The organism is Hymenobacter sp. BT559 (assembly GCF_017571525.1).
In the GTDB taxonomy this organism is placed as follows: Bacteria; Bacteroidota; Bacteroidia; order Cytophagales; family Hymenobacteraceae; genus Hymenobacter; species Hymenobacter ginsengisoli.
Genome location: NZ_JAGETY010000004.1, coordinates 289,022 through 309,573, shown reverse-complemented (window position 1 = coordinate 309,573; position 20,552 = coordinate 289,022). Strand labels below are relative to the sequence as shown.

Below are 20,552 nucleotides of genomic sequence, written 5' to 3'. Positions count from 1 at the left end.
AGCCGATGCAAAGTAAATAGGAAATAAGTACTGCCAAGCGGTTTTTTTAGGATATTTCGTTTGCTTCTGCTGGTGCTTCATTTAGGATTATCCCGGCTATAGCCCTGCCAAAGAAGTGCTGCTCCCACCTAGAGCGTAAGCCTAGCGCGGCTAGCTCGGCTGGCCACGGAGGCATTTGCCAGGCTCGCAAACCCACTGTGAAACCAAAGAACCAGTACATGGCCCGCAGCAGCCAGCGCCGCCAGCCACGCCGGGCCGGCCAAAAATCCGTCACCAGCCAGGGCGCGCCGGGGTGGCGGGCGGCGTGCAGCCGGGCTAGCGCGCCAGGCAGGGCCGCTTGCGTAAAGCAGTCGAGCACGAAAAAGGTGATAATAACATCAAAGCGCTCGTCGGGCCGCACGCTGGCCTCGCTACCCTGGCGCAGTTCCAGGGCGGCGCCGGCTGGCATGGGGTGCCGCCGCAGCCGGGCGCGGGTGCGGGCCAGCATAGCCTCTGATACTTCGACGTAGAGCACCTGGGCCTGGGGGCGCAGCCGCCATAGCTCGCTCAGCACCCAGCCTGCGCCGCCCCCCAGCACCAATACGCGGAGCGCCGGGTTGGGCGGTAGCCCGGCCGCCAAAGTGGCGCGCTGCGACCGCCGAAGCGCCCCGCCAAATATTAGCCCTGCCAGCGTATCGTAAAACCAGGCGGCAGGCCCAAAGTCGGCGGCGTGGGTGGTTGAAGTTGGAATCGAAGAATCAGAAGGCATGGTAAAGAGAAAAAGCCCGGTAAATGACGGCTTAGCGCAGCCAATAAGTAGCCTGCGCATTTTTTTGTGAGAAAAAATGACGGCGCAAGTCGCTGAAAAACAATTTTCCGGCCATTTGTCCCGCCGTGGCCGCCCCCAAAATTCTGCGTTACGCTTGCGTGAAGCCGAGGCAGCCTGCTATCTTTGCACCACCAACAGCAACCACCGACCGGGTGGCCCCGCTGCTGAGCTTCGTTTGCGCTTGTGGCGAAATTGGTAGACGCGCTGTCTTCAGGCGGCAGTTCCGCAAGGTGTGAGAGTTCGAGTCTCTCCGAGCGCACGAGTTTTATGAAAAGCCAGCCCCGCAAAGGGCTGGCTTTTTTGTTGACCTGCAGCGTCGCTCTACCAGATGCACAGCCTGGAATTGGCCAAAGGCCGGGGAATTTCGTTCAACCAACTTTTTTCCGCTGAGCCTGCCATGTCCGCTCCCGTTGCGCCTCCCGACCCTCCCGTTCGTCCTGCTGCGCGCGCGGCCGGGCTAGCCGGGTTGCTCACGGCCGAGGTGCTGGTAGGCAGCGCGCTGTTTCTGGCGGCGTTTGGGTTGTTTTTCTACCTTACGCGGGTGGTCTTTCGTGAGCACTCGCAGGTTTTCGACGACTGGGGCTTTGCTCAGATGGATGCGCTTCGAGCCACCCACCCGTGGCTGACGTGGTGGGTATTCCGGCTCACCTTTTTCGGCTCCGTGCTGTTTTTCGTGCCGGCTAGCCTACTTGCGCCACTGGTGCTCTATCGGCGCGGCTACCGGCGCTACGCCATCGAACTGCTGCTGGCCATGGGAGGGGCCGTGATACTGAATGAGTTGCTCAAAGCCTGGTTTCACCGCGACCGGCCCACCACGGCACTCATCTACCAATATGGCCTCAGCTTTCCGAGCGGCCATGCCATGATGAGCATGGCTTTTTACGGCTGCCTGGCCTGGCTGGCGGTGCAGCATAGCCGGCGCTGGGGGTGGGCTACGCTCTTGGTAGTCTGGGCCTTGCTCATCGGCTGCTCGCGCATGTATTTGCACGTGCATTACCCCACCGACGTAGTAGCGGGCTTTGCGGGCGGCATGGCGTGGCTGGTGCTGCTGCGCACGGGCGTTCTCTTATTTTGGAGAGAAGAACAGAAGCTGGACAACCAGGCCGGCGACATGACAGTCCCACGCTAGCTGGCCTAGCGTGTCAGAAGTATTTTTTGGCTGGCTAGGGGCTGGCCGGTCGCATCCTGCGCTTGCAGGTAATAAAGGCCTGCTCCCAGTGCGCTCACGTCGAGCTGTGTTTGCTGCTGGAAGCACGCCTGGTACACTACGCGCCCGGTAGCGTCGAGCAGACGCAGGCTGACAACAGTCAGTGGGTCAGTGTACTGCACCCACAGTGTGTGCTGCGCGGGCTGGGGCCAGGCGAGCAGCGCAGCCGCCGCGGGCGCAGCGGCCACGGCCACTACTGGCGAATACGTGGTGGCGCCATTATTCTCTACCTGCTGCAGGCGATAATAGACCGTAGCGTGCGGGGCAAAACCATCTACGTAGGCATAGCGGGCGGGCTGCTGAGCGTGGCCCTGGCTCGGCACAAACCCCAGCGTTTCGAAGGCCGCGCCTGGCTGAAGCTGGCGCTGCACGGCAAAGCCCTGGCTTGCCAGCTCACTAGCCGTTTGCCAAGCCAGCGCCACGCGGCCGGCTGCCTGGCGCCGGGCCGTGAAGGCCGTTAGCACCACCGGCAGCGGCGCTGGGGTGGCTAGCTGCACCACAAACGCCGAAGCCTGGCTAAAGCTAAGCTGCAGCTGGTGGCGGGCGGCATCGTAGTAGCTGCTGGTCAGGCCCGGGCCCGTAGCGCTGGCCGGCGCACTCGCTAGGGCCAGCACCAGGCTGGTGGCCCGGCTCACCGAGCCTGCATAGCCGGTGGGGCTGCTTTTTTGCCAGCTGATGGTGGCCCGGTTGGTGGCTCGTGCTACAGTGGTCGTATCAAGATAAAGACTGGTGCCCTGCACCATAAAAAGCTGGGCAAACCCGCCGGTGCTGTCAGCCGAATAAAAATTCAGCTGCCCATCGGCACGTACCACCTGGGGCAGCAGCCCGCTGGCATCGGCTTGCAGCAGCGTATCGGCCTGGGTAAAAGCTACATCAGTGTAGGCGCCGCCGGTGCGGGCCAGTGCGGCAGTCCCCGCCGTGCTGGTGGTGCGAAAGCGCGGGCGGGCACCATTGGCATAAGGATACAGCGCCGCCAGAAACTGCGTTTGGGCGCGGCCGCTTTGCTGCACCAGCAGCGTAGTGTGGTTTTCGGCGGTGTTGTAAGTGGTTTCGTGTACGTTGGTGGCGGTGCTGTAGGCCGTAGCACCACCCGTGGCCGTGACGTGGGCCAGCAGGCTAGCCCCGTTTTTTTGCCAGGTGCCCTCGTGCTGCGCCAGGCTGTCGGCAAAGGTGCCGGTGCTGGCCGAGCCGCCCGCCAGGCCCGCGCCGTGCAGCTGCCACGTGTAGGTATGCGGCGCAGCGGCGCGCACCTCGTCGGCCAGCAAAAAATAGCTATTGCGCACAAACAACGCCCTCCGCACCACGCTAGCCCCCTGGTAGGCTGTCTGCACCTCGCCGTAAGTAAGCTGCGAAGTTTGCAGCGCGTGCTGAATGGTACTCTGGACCGGGCTGGCGGCACCGGGCGTGCCTATGGCGGGCCCGGCGCCATCTACCAGCACCAGGTTGTGATTGGTAGCCTGGCCTACCTCGGCCCGCCGGGCGTAGCTGAGGTAGCCGGGGTCGAGGGCCAACAGCTGGCCGTGGGCATACAGCAGAAAGCTGCCCGCATCGCCCTGGCTATGGCCGCCAGCGTTGGCCTGGGCTAGCCCGCCCCGGCCGTAGAGGTGCAGGTAAGTGGCGGCCGAGTCGCTCCGCGTCCGGAAAATAAGGTTGCCACTGGCTGGCAGCACCGTGAGAGCCGGGTAGGGGAGGGCGGCAGGGCCTAGCGCCGCGGCCAGGTAAGCGGCGCGCATATCCACGGTAGCATCGCGCAGCTGGGCCGTCAGCGAGTTCATGGGGCTGCCGGTGAGGCTGCTCAGCGCTAGGGGTTGCACGTACCGACCTTGGCCAGTGAGGGCCAGCTCGGGCATGGCCATGTCCACGTACGAGTCTTCGAGCGCTGGCAGGCGGCCATCGGGCAGCATAATAGCCGTCAGCCAGTCATACAGCCGCGTATACTTGGGGTCGAAGTAGGGGTTTTGGATGGAGCGGGTGCTAGCCCCGAAGGTGTACGCCTGGCGGGCATCCGGCAAAAAGTTGCCCAGCGCCCGAAAAAACGGCAGGCAGTTGAGCAGCGCGTACTTGCAGTAATACGGGCCTTCGGCGTAGCCCGCCACCTGGGTCGAGTCCGACTGCCGCTGGGCATCGCGCCACAGCACATTATCGATTTGGTAAAGGCCTGCGCCGGCCCAGGCGGCGGGCTGCCGGGTGCGGTCGGGGCTACCAGCCTCGCTCAGTACCACGGCCGCCGTGCCCAGCGCAGCCGCCGTCATCAGGGCATGATTGTTTTTGATGGTGCCGAAAAAGGTGAAGCCCATAAACGGCGTGGTCGCCTGCTGATAAAGGTTGCCGGCAAACTCCTGCAAGCGCGCCTGGCTAGCCCCTAGCGTAGCCGTCGTTTCGCCGGCGCCGCGCAGCAGGTCGTAGGCTATCAGGTAGTCAATCAGCTCCTTCGAGCGCCACTGCCACTCGGTGTAGGGGGTGGTGCCCGTCCAGGTCGCAAAGACCTCCACGTTGGTATTAATACTTTCCAGCAGTGCCTGGGTCGTGGCAACGAGTGCCGCGCGCTGGGCAGGGGGCAGAGGGGCTAGCCCGACACCCACCGGCTGCCGGCCCAGCAGCACCACAAAAGCGGCATTCTTGGCAAATGTGGCCCGCGCCCGCCGCCCGGTAGCCGAGGTGTTATCCGTAGTCGGGGCGCCCTGCACGTCGGCATATAGCCCGGCGTACAGCGCCTGGCTGCTGGGAATGGCCAAGCCTTCACGCACCTGCTCCAAGGAGCTGTTTTTCAAAAGCGTGCGGGGGTAAGTGGGGTCAGCACCCGCCGGTGCCCAGCTGCCCGACTGTGCCCGCAGGCTGCCCGCTGCCAGCCAGCAGCAGAGCAGCCCCCAAAAGAATGGCCATCTCATCAGATGGCCAGGGAGCTAGTGAGCGTGCGCGGAGCGCAGAAGTACTTGCTAGCGAAGGGTATAGTAGCTGCTAAGGCAGCTCCGGTAACAGACTGTAGATATTCACTCATAACCTAAACACTACTTTCAGCTGCCCGTAACCGGCGGCCATTACGGCCGCCGGCGGGCTCACTTTACTAACTAGCTGGATAACTCTATTGCCTAACTGCGTAATGATAAAACACTCGGATAGAGTGGGTGGCTAAATTGTACTGTCAAAGCTAATCAACACTTTTTGATAAAAAATAAAAAAAGGTTAAATACTTGAAAAGTCACAAAATTATAGCTTATTAGTGAATAAATAGCCCAAATAATTATGTTTTCTAGCTAAAAAAGCCGGAATAAGAAATTGTACTTAAGTAACAATTTCTTATTCCGGCTTACGTGTCAGCGCTGGCGCTACAGCTTTACCCGTACGCGCAGGGCTAGCAAGCCCTTCACGCCTTGCAACTCTTCCAACTCCAGTTCCTCCACCTCTGGCAGCAGCAAGTTGCGGTCTTGCAGGTAGTCGATGTATTCGAGGTATTCGGTGGCCTCGCGGGGCTGGGCATACACGAGGGCTAGCTGGCCCGGCTGCGTAAGGCGCTCGCCGGTGCCGAGGACCGTGGCTTTGTCGATGCGCTTCTTGATTATCTCGTAGCGAATGTTATACGCCCCGTCGACGTCGAACTGGCGCTCATCTTGCCGGAAGCGGATGCTCAGCGGCTGCGAATGGATGAGGATAAGCTGGGTGGTATCGAGCTGCACGGGCAGCTCGGCCTTGATGGCGTGGGTGCGGCGCGTAATCTCGACCATCACCAGCAGCTGCCACAGCCGCAGGTTTTTCAGGAAAACCAGGTCGAAAGGCTTGTCTTGCACCAGGCTACCGCCTACGTAAATGTTGTGCTCCACGCCGTCGGTTTTCAGCCGCTGGAAGTAGTGCGGAAACATTTGCTGCGCCTTTTCCTCCTCCTCGTCGAGGTAGTCGCTGATGGTGTCATTGATGCGCGTCACACTCTCCTCAAAGTCGCGGCGGCGGTGATACAGGATGCCCAGGCGCGGGTCTATCTGCTGCCAGTAGGCCGCAATGGCCGGGCGCAGCTCCACGTTGTTCTGAGCCAGATATTCAAACAGCGGCTCGACCTCGGTGCGTAGCGAGTCATAAATGCTCACCTCGTCGCCACTGATGATGCCCTGCCGCAGACGGCGCAGGTTCTTGGTAACGTAGAACTTAAGCTCGTCCAGAATAGGCAGCTGCTGAAAATCGGACGCCTTTTTGAGCACCCGGTTGGCTAGGGTCAGGTGCTCGATGAGGTCGCCCTGCACGGCCTCGTTGCGGGCCACGCTGCTGCCCCTGATATCGCAGGAGCCGTGCAGCGGGTACACTTCCTCAAACACGATTGCCTCCATCTCGGCGGTGCGGTTGCCGTCTTCCTGCTTGGCCAGTAGGCGCCGGGCCGCGTCGTTGAAGCGCCATTCCATGGTAGGGTGAATGGCCGTAAACTTCTCCTTAATAACCGCCTGAATGCGGGTTTCGAGGTCTTCGGCGTTGCGCTTCACCGCCACCGCAAACAGCGGTACAAATTGGTTAACTAATTCTAAATCAAACTCATCGAGACTATTGGCCTCCGGCGAGCCTAGCTCGAGCAGGCCCACCGTGTCGGGGCCGTAGGGCAGTAGCGCCAGGATAGCTGAGTGAATGCCCATGCGTAGAATCTGCTGGCGCAGACCTTCGGGAATATCGGGCTCGGTAGCCACATCTTCGAGCACCAGCGGGCGGCGCTCGCGTAGCAGCCGCTCGTAGAGCTGCCGAAACTCGGCTTCGAGCTGCTGGCCCTGCAACTGCTTGGTGAGGAAGCTATGGTTGATTTTGCGGCCAAAGTCCACGAAGGCGTGCTTGCGCTCGTCGTAGGCCGCGATGCCCACTTGCAGCGAAGGCCGGGCGAAAAGTACCCGTAGCTTTTCCTGAATCTGCTCGAGGCGGTCGGGCGCTTGCAGCACGTCGCGCTCCAGCAGGTCGTATTTCAGCTCCGACAAGATTTCCTGGGTGGTCACGTCGACGAGCTGCAACACGTGAAAACCTTCAAATACAAAGTGTTCGGCCGGTAGCAGTTTCCGCCACAAGTCGAGGCGGTGGCGGTTGCGCACCAGCTCCAGCACCTGCTCGGGCGTTAGCTCGGGTTTTTCGCCCACTACCTGCACCTGCACAAACGTCGAGTCGAAGCTCAGCCCGTAGTGCCGGTAAAGACCAATTTGATAGTCAGGCACCGTAAAAATAAAGGCGCCCTGGTCGGGCACTTCAGCCCCGTACTCGCGCACCAGAATGAGCAGGTAGGCCATGCGCACCATGTGCATTTCCATGGTGGCCAGGTCCACGTTGAGCGGCTGCTTGATAATGTGGTCGCGCCCCAGCAGCACCTCGGCAAAGCGCGGGGTATAGTAAAAGCTCTGGCGCTGAAACGGCGGCACCGCCCCGCTGATGGCCGTGGCCCTGGTGGCGGGCGGAAACACGGCTGTCATCAGCGTATCGACGGCCTCGGTGCAGCCCGCCAGGTCTTCAATATCGGCTAGCCCGCCCCGGCCGCAGGGCATATTCTGCACCTGCGCCATCACGGCGCGGGCCAGGTGTGCCACGCCGGGGTTGGCATCCTGCTCGCGATGCTGCCAGTACGCAATGAGTGGCTCCAGGCTCAGGTGCGTGGCAAAAGGAAAGCCAACCGATGCCACATCGACCATCGTGGGCTCCGTGCCGGGCGGCGTGGCTAGGGCCTCGGTGGCGGCCGACGAAACAATAGGGGCAGAGGCAGGCATGGGGATAAAAACGGGAGTGAATAGAGCGCGGGCTGGTGCGGTAACGAGAAACTTCAGCTTAGAAGCTAAAACGGAGTTGCCGCGTAGCGGGCTATTTACTATTCGCCTCGTTTTTGCTTAATAGAGTCGCAATAGGCTTACCGTCTTTTTCTGTGACCTCGCCCTTTGCCTTGCCCTTGTTTATGTCAAAATACTTGAACGTATTCTGGTAGCAGGTGGTGCAGCTGTTTGCATTATACTGGCCTTTTAGCTGAATGGAGTCCAGGTCGAATTGATAAGTCTGGCCGGGCCGCACGGGCTTGTTTTGCACTGTTAGCAAGTAGTGATAAGCGCTGAGCTTGCCACCCGTGGTGCTGGGCGAAAAGGGCGAATTATTGCTGATAATCAGTAGGGTATCGGCATCGGAAAATCCGGCTTGCCGCAGGTGGGCGCGCAAGCCACTGTTGAGGCTGATGTTTTGCTTGGCCCGGATAATGCTGACCGGGTCAGAATACGTGGCCGGGGCGGCGGGCGTGCCCGGGGTAATCCCGTTGGGCTGCGTGGCGGGGTGGGCCGGTGTGTAGCGCTGCAAGTACACCGTATCGAGCTCAGCGGCTGAGAAGTATGACTTATCGGTTGAGTTGTCAGGTTTAGCTTTCAGCTTAAAATACAGCGAGTCAGCGTACAAGTCGTCGCAGGTATTCGTGCTATTGGCGCAGCAGCCGGCTACCAGGGCTAGCAGGGAGGCGCAGAACGCGCCGCGAAGAAGGAGAGTCATGGCTAGATAACGTAAAACCCGGCCCCAGCAGTGCCCTCGGGGAGCACCTTGCCGAAGCCGGGCCATACGAAGGGCGGTCGGGCCGCCCGCTAAAATTACTGCTTGGTGCTGCCGCCGGGCAGCGTGGGGTTATTTACCGAGCCGCCGGTGAGCATTAGCGGGCGCAGGCGCGTCGAGGCGGTGTCGAGCTGCGGCCGAATCTGGGCCAGGGCTTCGCGCAGAGCCAGCACGTCGGCCAAGCGCGGGGCCTCGGTTTGGGAGTAGCCGCTGTACATGGCCACTTTCACGTTGGAAGTGCCCTTGCCGGTGTAGGTGCCCAGCAGCTCGCCGCTGGCGTTCATCATCTGCACTTCGGCCTGGATGTCCGTTTTATACCATTCGAGTGGCGCGCCGAAGATGCTGGGTATCAAAAAGGTGATTACCTGAGCGGCTTGCAGGCTGCGGCCGGTGCGCACGGTCTTTACCTTGGTCACTACCAGGCGGGCGTAGCCGAAGGTAGCCGTGTCGGTGGGCTCAACCACGTTGCGCTGCATCTCGGCCTTAAACATGCGCAGCGGGTCTTCGGGTAGGGCGCCGTCGTTCATGGCTAGCGGGCCCGGGTCGGCAGTGATTTCGAGCGGGGGCAGGCGCTTCGAGATAGTAGCCGTGGGCACGTGTGTAAAGGTGCCTTTCACCGACTTACAGGCTCCGAGGCCGGCTAGCGCGAAAGTCGTAAGTAAAAGAGCGCGGCTGGCGGAAAAAAAATAGTTCATGAGGAGGCAAGCATGGGGCAGTTGAAATATGCCAAGACGCTATTAGATATCAGACAGAGAATCGATGGAAAGGAGAAATTTGAAGGCTAAGTTAAAGAGGCGGACGCAATTACCGCTAGGTGCTGCTGCCTTTTTCCTGGTAAAAAGCAGCGGAGGTAGTTTGTTTCAATAGTCCGAGAAAGTGCTATTTTACTGGGCTGCTTAGTGCCCGGCGGGCACGGCCGGCTCGGGGGCTAGCAGCTCGGCCGGGGCCTCGTAGTTGTCGATAAACTCGCCCTCCCAGCGCGCCACCACGGCCGAGGCCAGGCAGTTGCCGAGCACATTCACGGAGGTGCGGGCCATGTCCATGAGCGCGTCGATACCCAGGATGATGAACACCGGCCAGGCGGGCAAATTGAACGACGGCAGGGTGGCTAGCAGTATAACGAGGGAGGCGCGCGGCACACCCGCCACGCCCTTGCTAGTGAGCATAAGGGTGAAAACGAGCAGTGCTTGGTCGCCAAACGAGAGGGGCACGCCCGCGGCCTGCGCCACAAATACAGCTGCCAGCGACAAATAAAGCGTGGTGCCATCGAGGTTAAACGAATAGCCCGTGGGCATCACGAAGGCCACAATGCGGCGCGGCACCCCGATGCTTTCCATGGCTTCCATGGCGCGGGGCAGCGCCGCCTCGCTGCTGGTAGTGGCAAAGGCAATGCTTACCGGCTCGGCCACGGCCGCCACAAAGCGCCGCAGCGGAATGCGCATGAGCAGCGCCACCGGCAGCAGCACTAGCAGCACAAAGCCGATGAGCGCGCCGTACAGCGTGAGCAGCAGCTGAAAGGCATTGAGAAGCGGCCCGAAGCCCATCTTGGCCACGGTGTAGGCCATGGCCCCACCCACCCCTAGCGGCGCGAAGTACATCACCACATTAGTGAACTTAAACATGACTTCGGAGAGGCTTTCGCAGAAGGCCAGCATGGTGTGGCGCGGCTTTTCGGGCGTGAGGGCCAGGCCAATAGCGAAAATGATGGCAAATACTACCACTTGCAGCACCTGCCCTTCGGCCACCGACTTGGCAATGTTTTCGGGGAAGATGTGCAGGATGATTTCGGACGCGGTTTGCGGGGCCGCCGCTGCCAGCGCATCGGCTTTTTCGGCGATGGCCGTGTGTTTAATGCCCACACCGGCCTTGGTAATATTGATGGCTGCTAGCCCGATAAGCAGGGCAAACGTGGTGACAACCTCAAAGTAAACCAGCGCCTTGAGGCCCATGCGCCCCACCTGCTTGAGGTTGGCGTGGCCCGCAATGCCGACCACCAGCGTGGCAAAAACCAGCGGGGCGATAATCGTTTTGACGAGCCGCAAAAAAGCGTCGCTCAGCACCTTCAGGTTCAGGGCCACGGCCGGGGCATCGTGCCCGAGCTCTATACCGGCCAGCATCGCCAGCACTATCCAGCCCGTGAGCGAGCGGCGGGGGGCCACGGCCAAAGCCAGTGCCCCAAGGGCTAGCCAGCGGGCCACGGTGGCCAGGGTGCCGATACCCCCACCTGGGTGGTCATTAATTGGCTCGTTTGTAGCAGATATGCCCGCTAGGGCCGGCGTGTGCTCGAGCCCCCAATACGTGAGCGCGGCGGCTACAAGAATAAGCAAACCGGCCAACAGGGCCGAGCGAGAAAACTTCATGCACTAAATGAAAGCAAACTGAAATAGGCATCAAAGTACGGCATTGCCGGCCGAAACCCGGGCGGCGGGCCGAGCCAGTAGCCGGGTAGCCGCTGCGCACGTAGGCTTTATGTAAGCGTGGGCGCCACCTTTGCGGGCGCTAGCCCCTGCCGCCTTCATGACTACCTGGACCCTGACCACCCTCGAGCTGCCGCTCAACTACGTGTGGAAAATCTCGCGCAACGCCTCTACCACTAAGACCAACCTGGTGCTGCGCGCCACCCAGGCCGGCACCAGCGGCTGGGGCGAGGCTGCGCCCAATGTGCGCTATGGCGAGTCGCCGGCCTTGCTGCAAGCCCAGTTTGACGACCTGCTAGCCCACGGCCTGTCCCAGGCCGGTACCCTGCCCGAGCTTACGGCGCTGCTGGCGGCCCGGCCGGTGGCCCATGCCCTGCGCTTTGCCCTAGAGTCGGCACTCACGCACTGCCTAGCGGCCCGCGCCGGGCAGCCCGTGTGGCAGTGGCTAGGTGTGCCCCGGCCCGCCACCCGGGTGGCCACGGCCTTTACCCTGCCCATTATGGCGCCCGGCGAGGTAGCTGGCTTCGTGGCTGCGCAGCGCGCCGGGCGCTTTCAGCTGCTGAAAGTGAAGGTAGACCAGGGCGGCGGCCTCGACCTGCTGCGCGCCGTGGCGGCGGCCCTACCCGGCCGCGCCGTGCTCGTAGATGGCAACGAGGCCTGGCCCGATGCCGATAGCCTGCTGCGCTTTCTGGAGCAAGCCGCTAGGGTGCCTGGCCTGCAGATGCGGCTGCTGGAGCAACCGCTGCCCGCCGCCTGTGCCGACGACTACCGCTACCTGCGCTCGCGCGTGGGCCTGCCACTGCTGGCCGATGAGTCGGTAACTGACGAGGCAGATTTTGAGGCCATCGCCCGGCAGTTTCACGGCGTGAACGTGAAGCTGATGAAGGCCGGCGGCTACCAGCGCGGCATCGAACTGCTGCGCCAGACCCGCGCCCACGGCCTGCTGCCTATGCTGGGTTGCATGGTCGAAACCTCACTCGGTATCTGGTCGGCGCTGCAAGTGAGCGCCCTGGCCGAGGTGCACGACCTCGACGGTATTTTGGTAGTGCGCGACGAGCCCTTTGGGCTGGTGCAGGAAGAGAATGGCGAGCTACTTGAAAACGAAAACGGCAGCCGCCTTGCATAAGGCAGCTGCCGCACGGCTGAAAGCGGACGCTCAGCTTATTTCATGGCTTTAATGCGGGCATCCAGGTCTTGCAGCTGGCGGTCTACAGCATCGGTGCTGGGCGCATTGGGGTGGGTTTGCTGCAGCAGCGTCACCTTGCGGTTGAGTAGCTCTATCTTCTGCATCAGCAGCTGCTCGCGCTCGTTGGGCGCATCGGCTGTGATGGTAGTAGGGGCGGTGCCCACCTGCACGTATTTGTCGTATTTGGCATTGGCGTCCACCGAGTTGTCGCCGCGCGCCGCCGCCGCACTCTGCGGCGTGCTGAATACAATGCCACCTTCGGCATTGATGTAGTCATTTTCGTGCAGACTGGTAATCTTACCGCCCGGAAACTCGACAATGCCGCTCTTTACGTTGATTTTCGTGCCATTGGGCAGGCGCACGTTCTGGGCTAGGGGGGTAATCTGGGTGCCCAGCCGCTGCACTACCTCGCCATTGCGAAATACAAACTGGGCGTTGCGGTTGGGGCGAATAGGCGTGCCGCCCGACTGCGCCTGGCTGGTGAGGGCAGTCAGCGAAAGGGAAGTCCCTAGCAAAGTAGCAGCGAAATAAGAAGAGAAGCGCATAAGGTGTTAGAAAAAGAAAGAGTGAGGACTGCCTAGCGGGCAGCCCCTTCTACGCAGCAAAAAAAAAATAGTAAAATGCGGGAACGGTGTTGGTACATTTGATGTATGTACATTAAATTTGCAGCTGTAATTCAAAAACACCGTGCGCCTCGAAGACGAAATAAAGCAAACTTCCTTCCAAAGTGAAGGCCAAAAAGCCTACCTGAACATTCTGTTCACGTCGGGCTGGCTGTCGCTGCGGCAGGCAGCCGCTTTCCGCCCCTACGGCCTCACGCTGCCGCAATTTAACGTGCTGCGCATCTTGCGCGGCCAGCACCCCAAGCCGGCCACCGTGGCCATGCTCATCGAGCGTATGCTGGACAAGACCAGCAACGCCTCGCGCATCGTGGACAAGCTGGAGGAAAAAAAGCTCGTGACGCGCACCGTGTGCCCCGCCAACCGCCGCGCCGTAGACATTCGCATCACCGAGGCGGGGCTGGCCCTGCTGCGCCAGATTGACGAAAGCGGCCTCACCGAGTTTCGCCAGCATGGCCCTGATGCCCTGAGTGAAGACGAGCTAAAGCAACTCAACGACCTGCTCGACAAGCTTCGGGCACACTAATTGGCTAGGGCCTGTGTGCCCGCTACCTGTCATTTTCAACTAACTCCTTTTTTCTTTTACCCCAACTCATGAAAAAGTTTTTAATGCCCGTTCTGCTCGGCGCTGCCCTGCTGGCTGCTCCCGCTGCGTTTGCTCACAAAGCTCCTAAAGCTCCGGCCAGCGTAGCCGCCAAGGTGGTAATTTACAAAGTACAGCCGCAGTTGAGCACCCTGGGCTGGGAAGGCAAAGCCGTAACCCACGGCCACAACGGCACCATGCAGTTCACTAGCGGCGAGCTGCAAGTGAATGGCAACCAGGTAGTAGGCGGCACCGTGACCGTCGACATGAAGTCGATGAAAGCCACCGACATCACCGACGCCGCCAACCACGCCAAATTTGTGGGTCACATGAGCAGCGACGACTTCTTTGGCGTAGAGAAGTATCCTACTTCGACGTTCAAAATCACTAGTGTGAAGCCGATTGCTGGTGCCAAGGCCGACGCCGACAACGCCACCATCACTGGCGACCTCACTATCAAAGGGGTGACGCAGCAAATCAGCTTCCCCGCCAAAGTAGGCGTTAAAAACGGCGTAGCTGCCGCCACCGGTAAGGTAACCATCGACCGCACCAAGTTTGGCCTGAAGTATGGCTCGAAGACTTTCTTCGACAGCATCGGCGATAAGGCCATCTACGACACGTTCGACCTGACCTTCAACGTGGTAGCTAAGCAAGCCTAATTGCTCGCTAGCCCCATTGGGCACAAAAAAGGCCCCGCACGCTGCGGGGCCTTTTTTGTGCCCAATGGGGCTAGCCATGTGCTGGCGCAAGCCACTTAGTTGCCGCCCCCGGGCGTGGGTGAGCTGGCGGGCGGCAGTGCCGGGGCTGGTGCGCTCAGTGGCGCGGCGCTGGCTACCGTGCGCAGTTCGAGGCGTAGCGGCGCCACGCTAGGCTCGCGCAGGCTGATGAGGCCATACACCGTTTCGCCGGGGCGTATGTTGCGGTTGATGAGGTCATTAGCTTCGAGGTCGCGCCGAAAGTTGGCATTAGCCAGGGAGGCACCCAGGATATTGCCGCCCGCAATGAACGGGCCGGTGGGTAAGTAAGTACCGCCCGTGGTCGTGGTTTGGCCGTAGCCATTGCTGGTCGTGGTGCCGCCGATAGTGAAGTTGAGCGGGAGGTAGAGCAAATAAATCCAAACTCCCTGCTTCATATCCTGCGCAGCAATCTGGGGCGCAACGGGCTGCACGGGGCGGTCGCCGCAATACAGCACGGCATCGCGCGAGAAGTTGATTTCCGCCGCCGTGTTGTTCGTGACGCGCACGGCTACTACGTGGTAGCCATGCTTCTGCTCTTTCTTGGCGTACTTCTTATTGCGGCCACGCAGGCGCAACGCATCGTATTGATAGCCAAACTGCAGGGGCGAGCCAGCCGGGGATGATTGGTAGGTAGCCACATGCTCGGGGTGCATGGGCGTGTACGACGCCGCGCAGCCGCTGCCCAGCAGTGTACTCGCCAGCAAACCGAGAGCTAGTGAATGGGTAAATACTTTTTGCATATGGAAAAAGAATGAAGATGAAAAATAGCTTTCAAATATAGATGTAAAAAAAGCCGGCCTATCTGCTAGGCCGGCTTTTCAGCGAACATTACAATTTTTTATAAGTGAATTACCTCATCGTAAGCAGCAGCGGCAGCTTCCATAATAGCCTCGCTCATGGTGGGGTGGGGGTGCACCGCCTTGATGATTTCGTGGCCGGTGGTTTCGAGCTTACGCGCCACTACCACTTCGGCAATCATCTCGGTCACATTAGCGCCAATCATGTGGGCGCCCAGCCACTCGCCGTACTTCTTGTCGAAAATCACTTTCACAAAGCCGTCTTTGGCACCGGCGGCCGAGGCTTTGCCCGAGGCCGAGAACGGGAATTTACCCACTCGAATGTCGTAGCCCTTGGCCTTGGCTTCGGCCTCGGTGAGGCCCACGCTGGCAATTTCGGGCTGGGCGTAGGTGCAGCCGGGAATGTTCTGGTAGTTGAGCGGCTCGGGGTTATGACCCGTGATTTTCTCGACGCAGATGATGCCCTCGGCCGAAGCCACGTGGGCTAGCGCCGGGCCCGGAATGATGTCGCCAATGGCGTAGATGCCGGGTACGTTGGTCTGGTAGAAATTATCGACCAGCACGCGGCCCTTCTCGGTCTTGATGCCGAGCTCTTCGAGGCCGATGTTTTCGAGGTTGGTTTGCACGCCCACGGCGCTCAGCACCACGTCGCAGGCAATCTGCTGTTCGCCCTTGGCCGTTTTGATAAACACGTTGCAGCCTGCGCCGCTGGTGTCTACTTTGGTTACCTCGGCGCTGGTGAGGATGTTGATGCCCAGCTTCTTGTACGATTTCTCCATCTGGCGCGACACCTCTTCGTCCTCTACGGGCACGATGCGCGGCAGGTACTCCACAATGGTTACCTCAGTGCCGAGCGAGCGGTAGAAGTAGGCAAACTCGACACCGATGGCGCCCGAGCCCACCACTACCATACGCTTGGGCAGGCTGTCGGGAGTCATGGCCTTGCGGTAGCCGATGATTTTCTTGTCGTCGATGGGCAGGTTGGGCAGCTGGCGGGCGCGGGCGCCGGTGGCCAGAATAATGCTCTTGGCCTCTACGGTTTCCTTGGTGCCGTCAGCCTTGGTCACTTCTACCTTACCAGGGGCTAGCAGCTTGCCGGTGCCGTTTACAACCTCGATTTTGTTTTTCTTAAATAGAAAGTTGATGCCCTTGCTCATGCCGTCGGCCACGCCCCGGCTGCGCTTGATAACGGCGTTGAAGTCGAAGCCCGCGCCCTGCACCGTGAGGCCATAGTCTTGGGCGTGCTGGAGGTACTCGTATACCTGGGCGGTTTTGAGCAGGGCCTTGGTGGGGATGCAGCCCCAGTTGAGGCAGATGCCGCCGAGGCTTTCGCGCTCTACCACGCCTACTTTCAGCCCTAGCTGTGCGGCGCGGATGGCGGCCACGTACCCACCGGGCCCTGAGCCAATTACTACCAGGTCAAATTGCAATGCCATGAGGTTAACTTAAACGGAGGAATGAAATAGGAAAAGCCGCCAGCCAGGCCGGGGCGGGCAAAGATAACCCCGGCGCCGGGCTAGCGGTTCGAGCGACTTTTTAGAGTAGGGCTTGCATTGGGGCGTTACCCTAGCCGCACTTTTCCGTAGAAGGGAAAAAGTGCCGGCACCCTGGCCGGCTAGCCTGCTCAGTCATCTTTTCAATGAAGTCGCTCTCTACTATTTATGCGCCTGTCGCGCTCGCACTGCTAGCCTTCGCCAGCGGCTGCGCCACCGCCACAGAAACCGACCGGCCCACGGCCAGCACGGCCGCCACGACGCGCAGCACCCCCACTACTACTGAGACCACCGCCCCGGCTACCGACGTAACGGCCCTGCCCACGCCCGACCCCGCCGCCACCGCCGCACCCACGGTCCCCGAAATACCGGCCGAAACCTTGGATACCCCATCGGCCGAAGCCGCTTCGGCGGTAGTCGACCCCACGGCCCTATCGGCGGCCGCGGCCTCGGCCGAGCGCGCAGCCGAGCGCAAGATGAGTACTGCCGACTACCGCTACCAGCTGGCTAGGGCCAACCTCGTGCTGCAAACCCGGCCCAAGGATGCCCGCGCCCACCTTGAGCGGGCCAAGGCTTACTCCAATCTTAAAAACTATAAAGAGGCCAAGCCAGACTACGTAGCCGCCCTGCGCACCATGCGTGGCAACCCCGATGTGTACTACAATAAGGCTGTCAATGAGTTGATGCTGAAAGAGTACAAGGCGGCCGCCAACGACTTTAGTGGCGCCGTGAAGTTGCGGCCCGATGACAAGGAGGCCTACTTCGGCCGGGGCGTAGCCAAAATGCAGATGTATCAGTACAAGCCGGCCGTGGCCGACTTTACGCGCGCCATTGCCCTCGACTCGCTCTACGCCGATGCCATCGAGTACCGGGGCATCAGCTATGCCAGCTTCGACCGCATGAAGGAGGCCCGCAAAGACCTGGAAAAAGCCGCCAAACTCAACCCAGAAGCCGAAAAAAGCCTGCGCCGCTACGGCAAGGGTAGCAGCATGGTGCGGCCCATCAAGAAGTAGCTTTGTGTATTGACTAACGCAAAAACCCGCCCAGCTAGCAGTAGCCGGGCGGGTTTTTATTTTTAAGCTTGCCCTATTGGGCTAGCAATTCCAGGTGTGCCAGATGGTGCCGGCCGTGCCAGGCATAGAGCACCAGCGTCTGGGCCAGGGTAGCCGTTTTCTGGGAGCCAGGGTGGTAAAAGGTGCGCTGCCACTGCGCCTCGTCGAGGTGGTGCAGCAGCGTACCCCAGCGGCTGTGCAAGCTCTCAAGCAGGGCTAGCGACACCGTGATGGGCGTGGCGGCCACATCGGGCAGCTCGGCCCATGCCGCTTCGTCGTAGGGGCGAATGGTCGGGTTATCCTCCGTGAGGGCTAGCCGGAAGCGTGTGTAGGCATTCAGGTGCGAGTCGGCCACGTGGTGAATTACCTGGCGGCCGGTCCAGCCCCCGGGGCGGTAGGGCAGCTGCAAGCGCTCGCCGCCCACGCGGCGGGCGGCGGCCGTAAGCTGGGCAGGCAGCTCGGCGAGCTGCTGAAGGTAAGGCGCCCGCTCGGCGGCTGTGAGCGGCGCGGTGGGCAACTGCGGCTGGCCAATGGGATAGCGCAGTGGGTCGAGGTCGGGAGTAAACATGAGTGATAGGCAGTCAACAAAAACGGGCGCCTGTTAAAGTCGCCAGCCCAGCAGTTGTTTAAGGAAGCTTCCTTAAACAACTGCTGGGCTGGCGGAGGCATCTTAGGTCGCCCTAGTAGGCAGCACTAATTGGTGAGCAGCAGCTTGGTATTCTGGGTACCGCAGCGCACAATGTAGAGGCCTGCCGCTAGGCCACTGGTGGGCAGGATAACGGTGCCGTCGCCGGCCACTGTGGCATTTGCAATGAGTTGCCCTTGAATATTGAGCAACTGCACCTGGGCGCCGGCTTCGGCCTTTACGAGCACTTGTGCCGTGGCGGGAGCTGGGTTAGGATATACCTTGAAGCTGAGCAGGCTGGCCGCCGGTGGCGTAGCACCGGTGAGCGTACGCACGGGCGAAAAGGTGCCCGTGCCATTGGTATCTACCTGGCGCAGGCGGTAGTATACCGGGCCGGCGGGGTATTGCGCCAAGCCAGCGTCGGTATAGGTGTAGCTATGCGGCTGGATGCTGCTGCCTTGGCCCGGAACTCGGCTTAGGCTGGTAAAGGTGGTGCCATTGAAGCTAACCTCGGGCGTGAAATAGGCGTTGCTTACTTCCGTGGCCGTGCGCCAGCTGAGCTTGGCCGCCGTGCCCACGCGCGTCACCGCAAAGTCGGTGAGTACGACGGGCAGCGGCGTGGCAGCCATGCCGCTTACATTTTCGAGGGCACCAATATTGCCCGGAGTAGGGGCCACTGGCGTAGGGTTGCCGGCAAAGTCCTGCGGGCCGGGGTTAATATTAAATTCATATTCTAAGTTGATGCCAGCCCCGCGCAGCGGCGAGGTAGCCGGCAGAGCCATGGTCGGGTCAGGGCTGGGCAACTGGGGGTCGACGCTCAGGCCAGTGGCGCGGCCACTAGCAAGCTGCTCCTGGTTGGTAGCAGTGCGCCACGTAGCCAGGTCGCCATAAATAGTGCCGTTCCAGTTCAGCGTTAGTTGGCTAGGGTTCCAGTAGCAGTTGCCTTGCAAGCTCAGATTGGTAGTGCATATGGTGTGCAATGCCTCCAGCCCTCCCGTGGTCTGAAACACGTTGTTGCGGATGGTTAAGTCGGTATAGTCGCAGCTTGCAATATATACAGCCATAGGGTGTGAGCCATCGTCGGGCGGGCTTAATAGCACCGTATTATTATAAATATCAGTTCTTTGGATGCCGCCGCTGGCGCCCGACGACCATATTTCAATAGCGCCTTGGTTGTTGCGGCGCGCATCATCTTTGCTTACATTGTATCGAATAATAATGTCGTGCATTGGCGGTGCATAATAGTACTGAGCCAGCAGGTAGCCCGCGCCTTGGTTGTCATGCGAGTAGTTATATTGAAGCACCGAATTGGTGCAGCCACCGTCCAAGTCGAAGCCGCCGCCATCGTGTGCGGTGCCGGTCATATTGTGGTGCGCCTCGCACTTCTGGATAGTCAGGTTGTTGCAGCAGTAGCCCCAGATGCCAACGGGGCCGCCGCTTACGTAAGCGTTGAGCCAGCCGTTATGGTAGGCTTTGCAGTATTCGATTAGTGCGCCATCGATGCCGCCCAGCACAATGCCATTACCCGTATTGTTGTAATAGGCATCACTGCGCCCTGAGTTGTCAAATGCTTGGCAATTACCAACATACCAATTGTGATGCGCTGCTAGGTCCTGCGAGTAAGATTGCAGGCCAGCCGCCCCATTGGCATGAACCAGGCTAGCCGTGATACGCACATCATCATAGCCGCTGCTGCCGTTCCAGCTACTAATCAAGATGCCTGATTCGCGATAGCCACTGACATCGAGACTATCGAGGCGCAGGTAGCTGAGCGTAGTGCTGGGTGAATCAAGGTAAAAGGTCACGCCCGAGCCGGTGTTAGTAAGTAGGCCATCGCCCACGAAGGTGAGACGCCGCAATTCAATGCCGGCCGCGTTGTAGCTGTAAAAACCGCTAGAGGTACCGCTGGCAATAGTAGCCGGCCCAGTGCCGTAAGAGCTTACTACCAAGGGCTGGGCACGGGTACCCGCGCCTTTTAGGGTAATGCTGCCAGCAAATGTTTGCCCACCTTCAAACAGCACCCGGTCGCCGGGTTGGAATGTAACAGCATTCACTTTCGTGATAGAACGCCAGGCTGTAGCTACCGAAGTGCCAGCCTGCGCGTCATCACCCTGCGAACTCACGTAGTAGGTAACTGCGTGAGCAAGCGAAGTGAGGTATAAGATAAGAAATAATATAAGTACCAGTTTTCTGACCATTATACATTAGTTAAGGATGATGCACAAAGTTAAGCTTAACTTATGGTGTTGAAATGTCAACATTTATGGAGCCTATTTACAGTTATTGTAAGAAATTTTTCAGCAAGGAGTCCAAAGAAAAGAATTTTCTAGAAAATATGCAAATTGGCTTTGATTGTTTAAAGCACAATGAGTTTAGCACGCTTACTCGTAATTGTTGAGCTTTAATGCAGCGGGTGTTGCCTATCGTAAGCATCACCAATTGTTACACAAGGAGCCCAGAGTTTAAGCATAGTGAACGGAGCCAATACCGGTTGGC

General features: G+C 60.1%; 16 protein-coding genes and 1 tRNA gene. 6 read left to right on the top strand and 11 right to left on the bottom strand.

The window, feature by feature from the left end; translation table 11 throughout:
- Positions 1-46: 46 nt before the first annotated feature.
- Entirely contained in the window at positions 47-748 is a 702-nt protein-coding gene (locus J4D99_RS07805) for a class I SAM-dependent methyltransferase (RefSeq protein WP_208131141.1), read from the bottom strand.
- A gap of 237 nt (positions 749-985) precedes the next feature.
- On the opposite strand from J4D99_RS07805, the gene J4D99_RS07800 reads away from it, so the two are divergent.
- Together J4D99_RS07800 and J4D99_RS07795 are read left to right on the top strand one after the other, a co-directional pair.
- Positions 986-1,067 (top strand) — tRNA-Leu (locus J4D99_RS07800).
- A gap of 138 nt (positions 1,068-1,205) precedes the next feature.
- Complete coding sequence (locus J4D99_RS07795; protein WP_208131140.1) at positions 1,206-1,937, top strand: phosphatase PAP2 family protein; 732 nt, start codon at positions 1,206-1,208, stop codon at positions 1,935-1,937.
- Between the two features lie 5 nt (positions 1,938-1,942).
- On the opposite strand, the gene J4D99_RS07790 is transcribed toward J4D99_RS07795, so the two are convergent.
- The 5 genes from J4D99_RS07790 to J4D99_RS07770 form a co-directional block, all read right to left on the bottom strand.
- Positions 1,943-4,903, bottom strand: a complete 2,961-nt coding sequence (locus J4D99_RS07790; RefSeq protein ID WP_208131139.1) for a heparinase II/III domain-containing protein — start codon at positions 4,901-4,903, stop codon at positions 1,943-1,945.
- A gap of 438 nt (positions 4,904-5,341) precedes the next feature.
- The gene (locus J4D99_RS07785) at positions 5,342-7,732 is read right to left on the bottom strand and encodes a GAF domain-containing protein (protein ID WP_208131138.1); all 2,391 of its coding nucleotides are present in this window, start codon (positions 7,730-7,732) and stop codon (positions 5,342-5,344) included.
- Positions 7,733-7,823: 91 nt separating this feature from the next.
- Positions 7,824-8,489: a hypothetical protein gene (locus tag J4D99_RS07780; RefSeq protein WP_208131137.1), complete on the bottom strand. Its 666-nt coding sequence runs from the start codon at positions 8,487-8,489 to the stop codon at positions 7,824-7,826.
- A 95-nt stretch (positions 8,490-8,584) separates the two neighbouring features.
- The gene (locus J4D99_RS07775) at positions 8,585-9,241 is read right to left on the bottom strand and encodes a hypothetical protein (protein ID WP_208131136.1); all 657 of its coding nucleotides are present in this window, start codon (positions 9,239-9,241) and stop codon (positions 8,585-8,587) included.
- A 201-nt stretch (positions 9,242-9,442) separates the two neighbouring features.
- Complete coding sequence (locus J4D99_RS07770) at positions 9,443-10,906, bottom strand: dicarboxylate/amino acid:cation symporter (protein ID WP_208131135.1); 1,464 nt, start codon at positions 10,904-10,906, stop codon at positions 9,443-9,445.
- Positions 10,907-11,063: 157 nt separating this feature from the next.
- On the opposite strand from J4D99_RS07770, the gene J4D99_RS07765 reads away from it, so the two are divergent.
- Positions 11,064-12,089 carry an enolase C-terminal domain-like protein gene (locus J4D99_RS07765; protein WP_208131134.1) on the top strand — a complete coding sequence of 342 codons (1,026 nt, stop codon included), beginning with the start codon at positions 11,064-11,066 and terminating at the stop codon, positions 12,087-12,089.
- Positions 12,090-12,124: 35 nt separating this feature from the next.
- On the opposite strand, the gene J4D99_RS07760 is transcribed toward J4D99_RS07765, so the two are convergent.
- Positions 12,125-12,694 carry a DUF6799 domain-containing protein gene (locus J4D99_RS07760; RefSeq protein WP_208131133.1) on the bottom strand — a complete coding sequence of 190 codons (570 nt, stop codon included), beginning with the start codon at positions 12,692-12,694 and terminating at the stop codon, positions 12,125-12,127.
- A 142-nt stretch (positions 12,695-12,836) separates the two neighbouring features.
- Here J4D99_RS07760 and J4D99_RS07755 point away from each other — a divergent pair, with 142 nt between their 5' ends.
- On the top strand, positions 12,837-13,295 hold the full coding sequence (locus tag J4D99_RS07755) for a MarR family transcriptional regulator (RefSeq protein WP_208131132.1): 459 nt from the start codon (positions 12,837-12,839) through the stop codon (positions 13,293-13,295).
- Between the two features lie 68 nt (positions 13,296-13,363).
- Positions 13,364-14,011, top strand: a complete 648-nt coding sequence (locus J4D99_RS07750; RefSeq protein WP_208131131.1) for a YceI family protein — start codon at positions 13,364-13,366, stop codon at positions 14,009-14,011.
- A 95-nt stretch (positions 14,012-14,106) separates the two neighbouring features.
- Here J4D99_RS07750 and J4D99_RS07745 read toward each other — a convergent pair whose 3' ends face one another.
- Together J4D99_RS07745 and lpdA are read right to left on the bottom strand one after the other, a co-directional pair.
- The gene (locus J4D99_RS07745; RefSeq protein WP_208131130.1) at positions 14,107-14,829 is read right to left on the bottom strand and encodes a hypothetical protein; all 723 of its coding nucleotides are present in this window, start codon (positions 14,827-14,829) and stop codon (positions 14,107-14,109) included.
- Between the two features lie 98 nt (positions 14,830-14,927).
- A complete protein-coding gene (gene lpdA, locus J4D99_RS07740; RefSeq protein ID WP_208131129.1) occupies positions 14,928-16,322 on the bottom strand; it encodes a dihydrolipoyl dehydrogenase in 1,395 nt (464 codons plus the stop codon).
- Positions 16,323-16,525: 203 nt separating this feature from the next.
- On the opposite strand from lpdA, the gene J4D99_RS07735 reads away from it, so the two are divergent.
- On the top strand, positions 16,526-17,392 hold the full coding sequence (locus tag J4D99_RS07735; RefSeq protein ID WP_208131128.1) for a tetratricopeptide repeat protein: 867 nt from the start codon (positions 16,526-16,528) through the stop codon (positions 17,390-17,392).
- Positions 17,393-17,465: 73 nt separating this feature from the next.
- On the opposite strand, the gene J4D99_RS07730 is transcribed toward J4D99_RS07735, so the two are convergent.
- On the bottom strand, positions 17,466-17,999 hold the full coding sequence (locus tag J4D99_RS07730) for a YfiT family bacillithiol transferase (RefSeq protein ID WP_208131127.1): 534 nt from the start codon (positions 17,997-17,999) through the stop codon (positions 17,466-17,468).
- A 125-nt stretch (positions 18,000-18,124) separates the two neighbouring features.
- A complete protein-coding gene (locus J4D99_RS07725; protein WP_208131126.1) occupies positions 18,125-20,110 on the bottom strand; it encodes a T9SS type A sorting domain-containing protein in 1,986 nt (661 codons plus the stop codon).
- Positions 20,111-20,552 lie beyond the last annotated feature (442 nt).